Source organism: Paenibacillus sp. GM2FR, from assembly GCF_002803325.1.
Taxonomy (GTDB): domain Bacteria; phylum Bacillota; class Bacilli; order Paenibacillales; family Paenibacillaceae; genus Paenibacillus_AQ; species Paenibacillus_AQ lautus.
In genome coordinates this window covers 13,954-28,499 of sequence record NZ_MKZM01000014.1, presented here as the reverse complement: position 1 = coordinate 28,499, position 14,546 = coordinate 13,954, and the positions used below count along the sequence as shown (strand labels likewise).

Here is a 14,546-nt window from a genome sequence, read left to right as displayed (position 1 = left end):
TTGCGGACAGGAGGGCTGAATATGGCCAAGGGAACGGTGTGGAAGCCGGAACGCAAGCAGTATCGCGACCGGTTGACCGGAGTCGAAGTGGTGCAGTTGACCGACTATAAGGCTCATAGTCATCATCTATATTTTACGGAGAACGGTTGGTATGACGGCGGCAAGCGGCTGTTGTTCGTATCGGATAGGGAAAACAGTTCGAACTTGTACAGCATGGATGTCAACAGCGGTGAAATGCTCCAGCTGACGGATTACCCGGACAATGATGATGTGGATGCCTGTCTGTTACCGGATGGCCGGGCCGCCTTCGTCAAAACGGGTCGGAGCGTACGCCGCCTTGATCTGGCAACATTGGAGGAAGAGCTTGTCTACGAAGCCCCGGAGGGGTACAACATCGGCAACCTGAGCTGTCCTGCCGATGGTCGCTCGGTCGTCACTTGTATACAGGAGGATCTATCCCATCGTATGCAGCTAGATCTGGGCAATGGCTATGTCGGCCATAGGGAGTTGATGGAGGCAGCTCCTCACAGCCGGATCGTGCGGATCGATTCGGAAGGGCAGACGCAGCCGGAAACCCTGTATGAAGCCCATCGCTTTATAACCCATATAAATGCATCACCCGTCGAACCATGGTTGATCACCTTTTGCCACGAAGGGCCGTGGCATTTGGTCGATCACCGGATATGGGGACTGGATCTTCGGAACGGAGAGGCCTGGAGAATTCGCCAGCGCCTTGAACCCGGAGAAAAGGTCGGCCATGAATTTTTTTATCCTGACGGCGTTACCATCGGTTACCATGGCTTCCGTACGGATGGAACCAATTTCTTCGGAAATATCCGGTATGACAATACGGCCATGGAAGAGACGGATTTCGGGTTTGATACGTGGCATGCGTATGCGGACGGCCTCGGTCAGGCCGTTGTCGACGGCAAAGGGTCGGTCAAAACGCTCTCCGTATGGCGTAAAGACGCCAAAGGAGTCTATCAAGGGCCGAGGATGCTGTGCGAGCTCCGATGCAGTTTTCATTCCCAGAAGGTGCATGCGCATCCGCGTTTTGATCCGGACGGTAAACGACTCTTGTTTACAAGCGATAAAAATGGTTATGGCAATCTGTATCTGGTCGACATGCCGGAAGATTTCGATTCGCTGCCGCTGCAATCGGTCTAAAGCGAAGGAGAGGGGAGGGGTCAACCGTGGCTGAAGCAACGGTCCTGGAACGAATACCGGTCCGGGTGGCAGAGACGATCTTGTCCGCTTGCGTGGACGGATACCATCCGAATATAGCCAACAAATGGGGCTACGTGGCCGGCATGGCTTTGAGTGCACTGGGCAACCTGGCCGAATGGACGGGTGAGGAGCGCTACAATGAAGCAGTCAAGCGCCATATGGATGTCTTCATACAAGAAGACGGGAAGATAGCAGGCTATACACTGGAGGACTATAACCTCGATCATATCAATAAAGGCAAGAATCTACTGCCCTTGTGGCGCACGACAGGAGAAGAGAAATACCGCAGGGCTGCCGAGCTGCTGGCATCTCAGCTGGTTGGACAGCCGCGGACAGACGAAGGCGGATTTTGGCATAAGAAAATCTATCCGTTTCAGATGTGGCTGGACGGCCTCTATATGTCGTCACCGTTTATGGCGGAGTACGCAGAAACGTTTGATGCGCCGGAATGGTTCGACGAAGCGGCCCGTCAGCTGCTGCTCATCGAGCGGCGCACGCGGAATCCGCAGACGGGCCTGCTGCATCATGCTTATGATGAGAGCCGGGAGCAGCGCTGGTGTGACAAGGAAACGGGCCGCTCGCGTCATGTATGGGGGCGGGCCATGGGCTGGTATGCGATGGCCCTAGTGGACTCACTGGAGCATTTCCCCGTAAGGCATCCGCAGCGCGGCCAGCTGATGGGCATTTTCGAACGAATGGCCAATGCGCTCGTACGCGCGCAGGATCAAGACAGCGGGCTGTGGTATCAGGTGATGGACTGCAACGGACGGCAGGGTAATTATTTGGAGGCTTCGGGCTCCTGCATGTTGACCTATGCCTTGGCCAAAGGCATTCGGCTTCATTATTTGGCCGAGATCGACATCGGGGTGGTCGAACGTGCCTATGACGGCATCAAGAAACGTTTTCTCACCGTCAATGCGGAAGGACTGCACCTTCACGGCATATGCCACGGCGCCGGATTGGGCGGGCGGAAATACCGTGACGGATCGTACGAGTATTATTTGAGTGAAAAGGTAGTCAGTGACTCGCTCATGGGCGTCGCACCGCTCCTGCTGGCCAGCATCGAAATGGAGAGGCTGCAGGCGGGAGACGGGGGTGGGCATCGAGGATGAGTCAAGAGAACTTGTTGACCATGAGGTATCCCGCATCTTGGTGGCGTAATATGTGGCGTGAGGGGTTACCCTCAGGCAATGGAATGGTCGGGGCCTCGGTATTCGGGGGCGTGCAGGAAGAGACGGTGCTGCTGAATCATGAGGGGTTGTGGCATTGGGGTCGGAAGGATCCGCTGCCGGACGTGAGCATGACGCTTGCCGAAACGCGCAGGCTGATGGATGAAGGACACTATGCGGAGGGCAGCTGGAATTTGGCGAACGCTTTACGGGAGCGGGGATACGGGACGAGGCTGGCCTCCCGCTTCCCGCTCGCGGCGATTAAGCTGTTCATGCCCAGTACACGGGCGTTCCGCCATTACCGAAGAACCCTCAATATGGAGACCGGTGAGGTTTCGGTTGGCTGGACGGACAGTTCGATCCGATACGTAAGGCGGTTGTTCGTCTCCCGTGCAGATAGGGCCATCGTTTACGAGATTGGCTCCGAGGGATGTGCTAACCAAGAAATAAACCCAGAAGGCAGGAAAGGGATCGGTAAGCATATCGAGGTTCAAGCCGAGACGAGTCACTGTATTTCGGGAGAGATTGGACTGGCGCTCTACCCGAGCGACCGATTGGGGGATACGCCGGAATTCAAGGAACTGGCCGAATCCGTGGTCACTTCGGCGAAAGGGACGTTTATCCGGTACGCTGGCCGCAATGATGACGGTACAGATTTCGGGGCCGTGCTGCGGCTTATTTGTGAAGGCGGAAGTTTACAGTCAACCAAGGAAGGAACGATGTTAAGTTTTGTTAAGGCCCGACGGGCGCTGGCACTGGTGAAAGTATTTATCCGTGGCAAGCGTGAACAGGAATGGGAGCAGCTTGAGCGTGAGCTCAGTGATTTCCCTGAATATTGCGAATATGACCTGCTTCTCAAGCGCCACGCCGAGCTTCATGGTCCATTGTTCCATTCCGCATCCTTGGAGCTGAACGTGACCAGCGGGGACGTGCGTTCGAACGAGGAACTGCTGCTGGAGGCTTACGAGGGCGAGGCGCCCGATTCGCTTGTTCGTAAAATGTGGGCTTATGGAAGGTATTTGTTTATTAGCGGGACGGCGGCCGAATCGGGGCCGTTCGGACTATATGGCCTGTGGGGCGGAGACTACCGGCTTGTCTGGGGCCACCATATGGCGAATGAGAATATTCAAATGATGTATTGGCACGCGCATGTTGGAGGCTTGGGAGAACTAGTCCCCCCTTTGTTCCGCTACTACGGGAGCCTAATGGACGATTTCCGCGGCAATGCCCGCAAGTTGTATGGTTGTCGCGGAATCTACATCCCGGCAGGGACTACGCCAGGGATCGGAACGCCGAATCAAATCGTGCCCGTCATTCTAAACTGGACGGGAGCGGCCGGGTGGCTGGCCCGGCATTATTATGAGCATTTTTTGTATACGGGCGATATCCGGTTTTTGCGGGAGGAGGCGCTGCCGTTCATGCGTGAAGCTCTTCAATTCTACGAGGACTTTGCAGTCGTTGGTGAGGACGGCACCTACCGTCTGTATCCTTCGGTTTCGCCGGAGAACACGCCGCTCAATTTCATGCCGGAGGACGGAAGGCAGCTGGCTCACCCGATGCCGACAACCGTCAATGCCACGATGGATATTGCAATTATGAAAGAACTGCTTGCCCATCTGATCCAAGCGAATCGGCTAGTCGGAGGCCCAGGTTCGGAGGAAGAACGGTGGAAGCGAATGCTGGAACGCATTCCGCCTTACCGGACGAATAGGGACGGAGCCCTTGCGGAATGGCTGGATCCCGCGTTTGAGGACCGATACGATCACCGTCATCTCTCCCATATCTATCCCTTGTTCCCGGGTGATGAAGTGACTCGGGAATCAGCACCAGAGTTGTACGTCGCTTTTGAGAAGGCGGTGCGTCTGCGCCGACTCGGAGCCCAAAGCGGTTGGTCACTTACCCATATGGCTTCCATTTACGCGCGGCTGGGGGCAGGCGATCGTGCGCTGGAGTGTCTTGATACATTGGCGCAATCATGTCTGCTGCCGAATCTGTTTACCCTCCATAATGATTGGAGGGGGATGGGGATATGCATGGATATGCCGGCAGCGCCGATACAGCTCGATGCAAACATGGGATGGGTGAATGCCGTACAGGAGATGCTGCTGCAGGTGTCGCCGGATATGGTGAAACTCCTGCCAGCGTTGCCGGAGCGCTGGCGTAGTGGCCGACTCTCAGGCTGGAGATACCATACCGGTAGGATCACCGTGGAATGGAACCGGGATGCCGGTATGTTCCACGCCAAGCTTGAGGCTGAACGGGAGACGGACATCCTCGTTTCCCTGCCACCTTGGGCAGGGGAATGTTCCATGTCCGGCCCGGCAGCCTCCGTCCAGCCATCAACGCTAGGACCCCTTTTTCATGCGGTCCGTCTGCGCCCGGGGTCACAGCTGTTGATCCATTGCAGCCCGCAAGTCGAAGTAGACGTAAGCGGACCTCGAAACTGAAATTGGCCGAAGACCATTTCATTGCAAAAAAACACCTCAACCATGGGCATGAGCCGTTGGTTGAGGTGCTTCTGTTTTATATCTGGGCTTGACAGGGGATCATGTACCCCCGCTGCCCACCTTCATTACGGCTGCAGGGTGATACCGAATGCCGAGCCTGGGGCACCGGCAAATACGACAGCCCCATTGGCAGGGAGCTTCACTTCATTACTGCCGCTGACGATGCTGTAGTTCACAACGGCACCTTTTTCGTCATACACGGCGAATGCGCCTTGTGCCGGCAGGGAGACGGTCATCGTTTTGCCTGCAGCTTGTTTAGGGACGGTGTACCATTTGGCATAGCCATCGGCTTGCAGGGTGACGGTTGATTTTTTTCCTTTATAAAGCGGCTTAACGTCCTTACCGCTCACAAACAGGGAACCTGCCCCTTCGAGATACTCTACGCCCTTTTCCTTATAGAAACGGAATTCGGACGTATCCCGGCTGCCGATCGCGGGAACCTGATGCTGGCTTACTGCGGTATCCGGGTCGATGATCTTCTTGTCGATCAGATATCCTTCCAGACCGCTCTTGCTGTTAATCTCGACCGTCGGTTTCGTGATGAAGTACATCAGCGATGTGAATTTCTCGTTCAATGGATAGAACGTTTCGCCTTCCCGCTTGGCCCATGCGGCAGCGGTCTCCTTGGACAGCGGGTTCGCTTCCATTTTTTCGGCCGAATATTGCGATAAAGCCATCTGTCCCAGTCCAGGAATCGAAACATATTGTCTTACCCATAAGTAGATACGGTCATTCTTTTCTTTGACAAAGCTGACCTTCGTACTGCCATCCGCGCTGACAAATGTTCCATCCGCGGTGTATACATATTTCTCCGCAGGATACTCCGGAATCATGGGTACGGTAATGGACAGTTCGCCGTCCTTGATGTCGACTTTCATCTGTTGATTCGTCACGCCATAGTAACCGGCATATTTCGCGATGTCGCTAGGCATGTCGGCCTTGACCGGTTTGCCGAAGGATTTTTCCGGCTTGAATTCCTTGATGGTGCCTTTCTCCTTGAGCGCTTGCAGCAGAATGTCGTTGGCCAACAGTTGGTTGGTTGAGCTGGAACCGCCGGACGACAATACAGCGGCAGCCATGTTCTGCTCCGGAAGAACAACGAGCGAAGCGTGATACAGGATGGTGTCTCCACCTTTAGTTACGGCTTTCATGTCATATTGGTTAAATGGGAACAGTCTTACGCTGTCCCAGCCAAGTCCGTAATCGAACGAGTTATCGGCATCTTCGGGCCATAGCCCCTTTTTATATTCTTCCTGCTCCATGGCTTTAACGGATTTGTCGGAAAGAATGCCTTCGGCTTCCCCGGTGAAGATCTGCGCGAACTGCACCAGGTCTTCAGCCGTAGAATAGATGCCGCCGGTTCCGATCACATTGATCGTCTCGTTAGGAAGCTGTCCTTGGTGAGTAGGATAGTACAGACCTGCCATTTGGCTTAACTCCAACGTATCTTGGGATGTCTTCGTGTGGTCCAAATCTAACGGCTCGGTAAAATATTGATGAATGAATGCGGTAAAATCCTTGCCGCTCACTTTCTCTACCAGTATTTCAGCTAGCGTGAACCCATCATTACAATAAACGGAGAATGCACCCGGGTCTGCCTTCAGATTCTGGGTGGACAGCTGCTTCAGCAGCGTGTCATGTGCATGAGGGTCATTATCCTCGAACAAAAATGCATTGTTCAGGCTTGAGCCTTGCAGTCCGGAGGAATGGTTGAGCAGCATGCGCGGCGTGATTTTTTTGTAACGTTCGTCTTTCATCGTGAATTCGGGTATGTACTGAACCAGAGGCGTATCCAGATTGATTTTCCCCTCATCCACCAATTTCATTACCGCAGCGGCGGTGAACACTTTACTCGTGGAGCCGATGCCATACATCGTATCTTCGGTCAGCGGGATCTTTCCTTCGGCATCATTGACGCCCGCTTGCCCGGACACGGTAATCTTGCCGTTGTCGATCAGGGCATATTGGACGCTTGTCGTTCCATACGTCCCGGTGAGCAGCTTGGCTTTCTCTGCAGCGGTTTTCTCAAGGCTTCCTCCAGCGGCAGCTTGGCTGTTATCTGCTGCCATTACCCCAGCTGGAAGAACCAGTGTGACTGCGAGAAGGGTTACGAGCATACGTGATAGTCTTTTCTTCAATGAATAAATACCTCCTTATTATGAATGTACTATTAGTACGATTTACCAGCTGGAATGGTTCAATCTTTTTTCATATTTCTGTGAAATGATGATGGATACGTATGGGAAGATAGCGATAATTCCTTGTCGCAGCGGGGATCGAGGGGCAGGGAAATAACAAGTGAGGGGAAGCGAAAAGTGAAAAAAAAGGCATCCCATTCATAGCCGTGAAGCCATTAGGGGAATGCCTGTTTTTTAACTAAGGACGATAAGCAGCGCCGAGGTGGTTCCGACGAAACAGCCGGCCAAACAATCCGAAGGATAGTGAAAGCCCAGATAGATGCGTGACAGGCTGACCGTAAGGGCCAGCAGGATCAAGAGCAACGACAGCCAAGGCGTTATGAACAGAAACGGCGTGATAATGGAAAAGATGGCCGTCGAGTGACCGGAAGGAAACGAATGGTCCTTCATCGGTTTTTGTTCGAACCGCACCTCTTCCAGTGCCAGATAGGGCCTGATGCGCCGCATCTTCCTTTTGATGAGAGCCGTAATCAGGAAGCTGAGTGAAAGCGCCAAAAAGCTCTGCCACCCCATCGCATCCCACGGCTCAGGTGCAAAAAACGCTATCGAAAGTGTCAGCACAATGGTAAAGATAGCACCCCCCATATGGGTGACCAGCGCGAGCATCGAATCCACCGTTTTGTTGCTGATCTTGCGGTTTAACCAGCGGAAGATAAGGTGGTCATGTTGCTGAAGCCAATCCATCGAACGAGTAATCATTGTGAACAGAACACCTCACATTATAATTTTGTAAGCTGTCAGCCCAAAGTTCAATCAGGCTGAGGATATATGCTTGTAAGGGCCGAGATTCAAAGTGTAGACAAGAGGCTTACATACGACAGTATACAGGAGAATTGTTAAGCGTGGGTATGAATGACATGTATTTCTTCATAATTTGATCTTTCTTTCTCACACATGAGTTGAGGGCTAACCGTTTGAGCGTGTTGGAAGCACGCCTCACAAGATTATGGTTTCCAAGGGATGGTGACTTCATGTTCCCATGTTCTCGGAGCCCGGAATCCGATATAATGAAAGCATCTAACTATGCCTAAGGAGGAGAAGCATGAAATTTCGCGTTTCTGCCGTGCAATATCATCTGCACACCATTCAATCCTTTGACGAATTTGCCCGTCAGTCGGAGCATTATATCCGGGCGGCGGAGGAATTTGAATCCGATTTTGTGCTGTTTCCGGAATTTTTCACGACCCAGCTGATGTCCATCGGGGATGATCAGGGCAAGGCATTGACGATCAATGATCTTCCGGATTTCACAGACCGTTACCGCGAGCTGTTTCAAGGCTTTGCGAAGCAATATAACATGCATATCATTGGCGGTACGCACGTCATTCGCCGGGAAGGGAAGCTGTACAATGTCGCGCATCTGTTCTATCCGGACGGCCGCATTGCGGAGCAGGCCAAGATTCATATCACGCCTTCGGAGATTAGCGGATGGAATATGGGAGCAGGCGAAGGGCTCGAAGTGTTCGAGACGGAAAAAGGCACCATTGCGATGCTGACCTGTTATGACATCGAATTCCCTGAGATCGTGCGCATGGCCAAGGCTAAAGGGGCCGACGTCATTTTCTGTCCATCCTGTACGGATGATCGTCACGGATTCCACCGCGTTCGTTACACCAGCCATGCCCGCGCCATTGAGAATCAAATCTATGTGGTGCTGACAGGTACCGTTGGCTCGCTGCCAACCGTGGATCTGATGCGTGCCAACTTCGGACAGGCGGCCATCATTACCCCGAACGATATCCCGTTTCCTCCGCAGGGCCTGCTGGCCGAGGGAGAGCTCAACAACGACATGATCATTACAGCCGATCTCGATCTGGATTTATTGTACCAAGTGCGGGAGAAAGGATCCGTCACGACATGGCGCGATCGCCGCACGGATTTGTATCCGGATTGGAAATAAGCCGTTTATCATCACTTGAGGAAAATAGGACAAAGGCGGTGCAGAGGAAATGGCCCGGTTTCATCAACAGTTTTATGTATTTGACGACGCCCGGCCGGTGCCGGTTGTCATACGAAGCTACACGGAAGCGGATTTTGACGAGCTGATCGTCATTCAATCCGAGACGTTCCCTCCCCCGTATCCGCCGGAGCAGTTGTGGAACAAGGAGCAGCTGAAGCAGCATGTCACCTTGTTCCCTGAGGGTGCTCTGTGCGTTGAAGTGAGCGGGATGCTCGCCGGGTCGATCACCTCGCTCATTGTGGATTACGATCCGCGAGAGCCTGCCCACTCCTGGGCGGATACCACGGATAACGGGTATATCCGGACGCACAAGCCGGACGGGAATACGCTATACATTGCCGACATTTGCGTCAGGCCGCGCTTTCGTAAGCTCGGACTCGGCAAATGGCTGATCCAGTCGCTGTACCATGTGACGGTGAATCGGGGACTGGACCGACTGCTTGGCGGCGGACGGATGCCCGGCTATCATCGGCATGCCCATGAAATGTCGGCTGCGGAATATCTGGACGCTGTGATCCGGGGTGATCTCAAGGATCCGGTGATTACTTTCCTGCTGCGTTGCGGCCGGACGCCCGTTGGGGTGGCAGCGGAGTATTTGGAGGATGAGGAATCCTGCAATTATGGGGCTCTAATGGAATGGAAGAATCCGTTCAGTGGGTGAAGTAGTTTCGCGTGAATGATAATGAATTGGCTTCATATATAAAGTGGATTTTTTGATTACATATATAAGGAGGCTTTTATTTAATGGAATATATCCGTATTACCAGCATCGACGATCCCTTGTTCCGCAAAATGCACAATCTGATGAAGGAAGTGTTCCCTCCGGAAGAGGTGCTGGAATTCAGTCTATGGAAAGAACCATTGGAGGATCCGGGTATTCGGGTGTTTGTTGCCCTGCATGAGGATGAAGTGGTGGGTACGACGGAATACCGCTATTACGAGGAGTGGAACGTCGCGATGACCGATTTCACCATTATTGGCCGCGAAGGGCTTGGCATCGGCCGATTTCTGGCACAGCATCGCTTGAAGGATCTGAATCAACTGGCGGCAGCGAACGGCAAGGAGCTGTTCGGCATGTTCGCCGAGATCTACGATCCATATCGGGTACAGGACTATGCGTTCGGCGGGGTAAAGCCGATGGATCCGTTCGTTCGCCGCGAGGTGCTGTCGCATCTTGGCTACAAACGCACGGATATCGCCTACGTGCATCCATCCTGGAATAATGATGGCGAAGCCGTGAGCGGGCTCAACTTCTGCTTCATGCCGGGCGATGATGCTGTCAATGAATTGCCTGCAGAGCTGATCGTGAGCTTCCTGAAACGATACTATTCGGTACTGCCTGAGAAGCCGCAGGCCTGGAACGACATGGTCGCCAAGCTGGAAGCGCGGGAGAAGGTATCTCTGCTGCCGTTGTAATCTATAGTGTGGATCATGCCTGATTCGTTATGGATCAGGCATATTTTTTTCTGGTTATGCCTATAGCATGTGCTAATTTGGTATTCTATTCGTAGAATGACGGTAACCCCCTTATATTCAGACATGGAGCGTGCAGAGCCATGATCCGGCAGCCTATTTTGGCAAGGAAATCACAGGTGTAGGTTATAGTGAGTGGCACAAGCAATGCGCCGAGAAATACGGAGATTGAGGATGCGGTCGGGCTTCCGTGTAAGCACGTGGATCAACTTTTTCTTCACATTTGCTAAAATCCTCATTTGAATTGCAAGGCTATACTGGATATAGTAATACAATAGGTAAGGAAAAGAGGAACGTACATGAACGACCGAAAACAAGTGAGCATCCGTCTTCAAAGCCTTCACGAAGGGGAGAATACGATACAGGAGCTTCCGGCAGAGGCGTTTATCAAAGGGAAGGTCCTGTATGTTCGCTATACAGAACCAGCGCTTGGACCGCATCAAGGGGAAACCAAGGCGATGCTCAAGCTGACGGAGGACGAGCTGAAGCTGATCCGTCACGGCGAGGTGGAGTCCGAGCAGGCATTTAAGCTGGGTCAGCGATTGCCGGGGTATTACCGCTCCCCGTTCACTTCATTTAATCTGTCTACGCACACCCAGCGTCTGGAGCTAGCGCTTGAAGGCGTGTCCGGACGAGCGGCTTGGGCGTATGATTTATATGTGTTTGACGAGTTTTCGGGACACTTTTCGATCAGTTTGACTATTCAGGAGGCACATGAATCATGACAATGAATCCATTAGATCACATTAACGGGCTGGTTGCTGAAGCGGTGGCGGACGCTGCCGTAGCTGCAGGGCTGGTTTCCCGTGAGGAACTGCCGGGCATTACGCTGGAAGTTCCCAAGGATAAGTCGCATGGCGACTTGGCTACGAACGTAGCGATGCAGTTGACACGAATCGCCAAGAAGAACCCGCGGCAAATTGCGGAGGCTATCTTGGAGCATTTGGACATGGCGAAAGCTTCCATTGAAAAGGCGGAAATAGCCGGGCCTGGATTCATTAACTTTACCTTGGACAAGGGGTATCTCTATCCGATCGTTGCATTGGTAGAAGAACAGGGCGACAACTACGGGCGGATTGCTGCGGGTAAGGGGCAAAAGGTTCAGATGGAGTTTGTCAGCGCTAACCCCACCGGAAGTCTGCATCTGGGACATGCCCGCGGAGCGGCGGTAGGCGATGCCCTCTGCAATGTGCTTGATTTTGCAGGCTACGAAGTTACGCGCGAATACTACATCAATGATGCGGGCAACCAAGTGGTCAACCTGATTAAATCCCTCGAGGCCCGTTACTTGCAGGAGCTCGGACAGGATGCCGAAATGCCGGAAGATGGATACCATGGCGAAGATATCAAAGGGTTTGCCAAAGAGCTTGTAGCCGAGAAGGGCGACTCTTTGCTATCCATGGATCCAGGCGAGAGAACGGCATTCCTTCGTCAGTTCGGACTTGAGAAGGAGCTGGATAAAATCAAACGCGATTTGAATCGATTCCGCGTTCATTTTGACGAATGGTTTAGTGAGACATCCCTGTATGAGAACGGACTCGTGGAGAAATCCCTGGAAGAGCTGAAATCGAAGGGCGAAGCTTATGAGAAGGATGGGGCAACCTGGCTTCGCACAACCGACTATGGGGATGACAAAGACCGCGTCCTCGTGAAGAATGACGGAACCTATACTTACCTGACGCCGGATATTGCGTACCACCGTAATAAATACGAGCGCGGCTATGACAAGATCCTTAATATTTGGGGAGCCGATCACCATGGCTATATTCCGCGGATGAGGGCTGCCATGGAGGCGCTCGGCAATGATCCGGACAAACTGATTGTATTGATCGCCCAGATGGTCAGCTTATTCCAGGATGGCGAGAAAGTGAAGATGTCCAAGCGTACCGGTAAAGCGGTCACGATGGAAGATCTGATGGATGAAGTCGGCGTGGACGCGATTCGCTATTTCTTCACCATGCGCAGTATGGATTCGCATCTGGATTTCGATATGGATCTGGCGGTGTCTACGTCCAATGAGAATCCTGTCTTCTATGTGCAGTATGCTCACGCACGTATATGCAGCGTATTCCGCCAAGCTGAGGAGCAGGGTGTTAACCTCCTGCCGCTTTCCGAAGTGAACCTGAGCGTTCTTACAACCGAGCATGAATACGACATTTTGCGCAAAATAGGAGAGCTTCCGCAGGAAGTGTCGCTTGCCGCAGAGAACTATGCTCCGCACCGACTCATCCGGTATGTATATGAGCTGGCTTCCTTGTTCCACAGCTACTATCGAGCCGAACGCGTGATCACCGAGGATGCGGATCAAACGCAGGCTCGCCTTGCTTTGCTTCGAGCAGTTCGCACGGTCATCGCTAACGTGCTTCGCCTGATGGGCGTATCGGCTCCGGAACGGATGTAAGGGATTTTGCCTTTTACTATGTGACAACAGCCGTCTTTCCGTGGAAAGGCGGCTGTTTTTAATTGATAAACGGACTTTCTTTTATTATTGATGAAGAATCAGTTTATAATTTCATGCCCTCGCGCAAAAATTTCAAGGCATTTACCTCTCCATCGGAGACGCTGTATCCTTTTTTGAGCTTAAGGGGAGAGGAGGTGCGTCGCAGCAGGGCCTTAATGGTAGCCGTTTTTTTTAGGTCGGGCTTTTGTGCAAGCAGTAGGGCGATCGCTCCGCTAACGTGTGAAGTCGCCATGGAGGTGCCGCTCATCTCGTGGTATTTTCCTTGCAGCCACGCGGACACGATTTTATCTCCAGGTGCATAAATATCGACAAATTGCCCGCGATTGCTAAAGGCAGGGATTTTCCGGTTGCGGTCGGTAGCTCCGACGGATATGGTTTGAGGATAACGGGCAGGATAGTCCGCGGTACGGCGTTTGCCGTCGTTACCGGAGGAGGCAACAATAATGACACCTGCTTGGTGGGCCTTGCCTACTATATCCAGCAGCGTGCGACTTCGGGTTTGCATACCGAAACTCATATTGATGATATCGATCTCGGACCGCACGCACCAGTCGATGGCTAGAATGATATCCGACACAAAGGCGGATCCGTTGTGATCAAAGGCTTTGACTGGATACACCACAGATCTTGGAGCAACGCCAATCATTCCCTGCGTGCTGTTGGCAGCAGCGATGGTACCCGAAATATGTGTTCCGTGTCCGTTGTCATCATATGGCGGGATGTTCCGGTGGACAAGGTTAACACCTCGAGTCAGCGAATACTTCAGATCGGGGTGAGCGAAATCCACCCCCGTGTCGATAACGGCAATCTTCATGCGGTGTCCTGTCGAGACCGACCAGGCTTGAGGGGCTTTGATTTGCTTGATACCCCATGGGATCCCGGTTAACGTTCCAATTGTCCCCTGTATGGCATGGATATGAACCTGTTCATCCTCTTCAACCATCAGTTCATTCCGAAACTCCGACTCAAACTTCGCGGTTTGGGGAGCTGGAGCGATGATGGTGCGGGTAAGCGGCGAATAGCTGACCGAACTCGGAAATCGCCTTTTCCCGACAAGTCGATTCCATTCGCGGATACATTCCTGGTACAGCTGAGGGTCATGAAACGTAAGGAGCCGCCGGTTCATTTCCCGGACGTTCCGCATAGGGTTCGTCTCTGTAAGTAGTGATTGCATGATCCGGGTGTAATCCATGTGTGGCAATCTCCCTTCCCGATGAACCGTTGCTTCAGTATTGTATGAACCGGGGAGAGTGCCCGAATGGGATGTTGCCCTTTTTCCGGGAAATAGGCCCTGTTTACCGTGTCAAAGCAGCAGGGCTAACATAAGATACATGGAGAGAACATCAAGGTTCTCTTATCTAATCCCGTAAGGAGTCGATCCTTGGGGCGGATACAGTCAGAAGACGGAGAGGAATCCTCTCCGTCTTTTTCCTTTTGGTATCTGATGGGTAATGGTGCATAAAAACTTGATTTTTATTTCCAAATAGGTTTTACTTAGTTTTGATAATGGATATGTTGAGGGTATAACGTGAAGATTGTGTGAGAGGAAGT

The 14,546-nt window shown here is 52.6% G+C and carries 11 protein-coding genes; 8 read left to right on the top strand and 3 right to left on the bottom strand.

Annotated elements, in window-relative coordinates:
* Positions 1-21: 21 nt before the first annotated feature.
* From PAEVO_RS32855 to PAEVO_RS32845, 3 genes are read left to right on the top strand one after another with little or no spacing between them, the layout of a single operon-like run.
* Entirely contained in the window at positions 22-1,167 is a 1,146-nt protein-coding gene (locus PAEVO_RS32855) for an oligogalacturonate lyase family protein (protein ID WP_100541596.1), read from the top strand.
* 26 nt (positions 1,168-1,193) lie between these two features.
* The gene (locus PAEVO_RS32850) at positions 1,194-2,339 is read left to right on the top strand and encodes a glycoside hydrolase family 88/105 protein (protein ID WP_100541595.1); all 1,146 of its coding nucleotides are present in this window, start codon (positions 1,194-1,196) and stop codon (positions 2,337-2,339) included.
* Positions 2,336-4,843, top strand: a complete 2,508-nt coding sequence (locus PAEVO_RS32845) for a glycosyl hydrolase family 95 catalytic domain-containing protein (protein WP_100541594.1) — start codon at positions 2,336-2,338, stop codon at positions 4,841-4,843. The genes PAEVO_RS32850 and PAEVO_RS32845 overlap by 4 nt, the downstream gene beginning before the upstream one ends.
* A 125-nt stretch (positions 4,844-4,968) precedes the next feature.
* Here PAEVO_RS32845 and PAEVO_RS32840 read toward each other — a convergent pair whose 3' ends face one another.
* Both PAEVO_RS32840 and PAEVO_RS32835 read right to left on the bottom strand, forming a co-directional pair.
* On the bottom strand, positions 4,969-7,041 hold the full coding sequence (locus PAEVO_RS32840) for a serine hydrolase domain-containing protein (protein ID WP_100541593.1): 2,073 nt from the start codon (positions 7,039-7,041) through the stop codon (positions 4,969-4,971).
* Between the two features lie 234 nt (positions 7,042-7,275).
* Positions 7,276-7,800 (bottom strand): phosphatase PAP2 family protein, encoded by a 525-nt coding sequence (locus PAEVO_RS32835; protein WP_100541592.1) that lies wholly within the window; start codon positions 7,798-7,800, stop codon positions 7,276-7,278.
* 343 nt (positions 7,801-8,143) lie between these two features.
* Here PAEVO_RS32835 and PAEVO_RS32830 point away from each other — a divergent pair, with 343 nt between their 5' ends.
* The 5 genes from PAEVO_RS32830 to argS all read left to right on the top strand — a co-directional run bounded on the left by PAEVO_RS32830 (position 8,144) and on the right by argS (position 12,935).
* Positions 8,144-9,001 carry a carbon-nitrogen hydrolase family protein gene (locus PAEVO_RS32830; RefSeq protein WP_100541591.1) on the top strand — a complete coding sequence of 286 codons (858 nt, stop codon included), beginning with the start codon at positions 8,144-8,146 and terminating at the stop codon, positions 8,999-9,001.
* Between the two features lie 49 nt (positions 9,002-9,050).
* Positions 9,051-9,722, top strand: coding sequence for a GNAT family N-acetyltransferase (locus tag PAEVO_RS32825; RefSeq protein ID WP_100541590.1), 672 nt, complete (start codon positions 9,051-9,053; stop codon positions 9,720-9,722).
* Positions 9,723-9,805: 83 nt separating this feature from the next.
* Complete coding sequence (locus PAEVO_RS32820; protein WP_100541589.1) at positions 9,806-10,477, top strand: GNAT family protein; 672 nt, start codon at positions 9,806-9,808, stop codon at positions 10,475-10,477.
* Between the two features lie 356 nt (positions 10,478-10,833).
* Positions 10,834-11,259 (top strand): YwiB family protein, encoded by a 426-nt coding sequence (locus PAEVO_RS32815; RefSeq protein WP_100541588.1) that lies wholly within the window; start codon positions 10,834-10,836, stop codon positions 11,257-11,259.
* Positions 11,256-12,935, top strand: coding sequence for an arginine--tRNA ligase (gene argS / locus PAEVO_RS32810; protein ID WP_100541587.1), 1,680 nt, complete (start codon positions 11,256-11,258; stop codon positions 12,933-12,935). Before PAEVO_RS32815 ends, argS begins: the two co-directional genes overlap by 4 nt.
* A 103-nt stretch (positions 12,936-13,038) precedes the next feature.
* Here argS and PAEVO_RS32805 read toward each other — a convergent pair whose 3' ends face one another.
* Positions 13,039-14,187 carry a S8 family peptidase gene (locus tag PAEVO_RS32805; protein WP_100541586.1) on the bottom strand — a complete coding sequence of 383 codons (1,149 nt, stop codon included), beginning with the start codon at positions 14,185-14,187 and terminating at the stop codon, positions 13,039-13,041.
* Between the last annotated feature and the right edge of the window lie 359 nt (positions 14,188-14,546).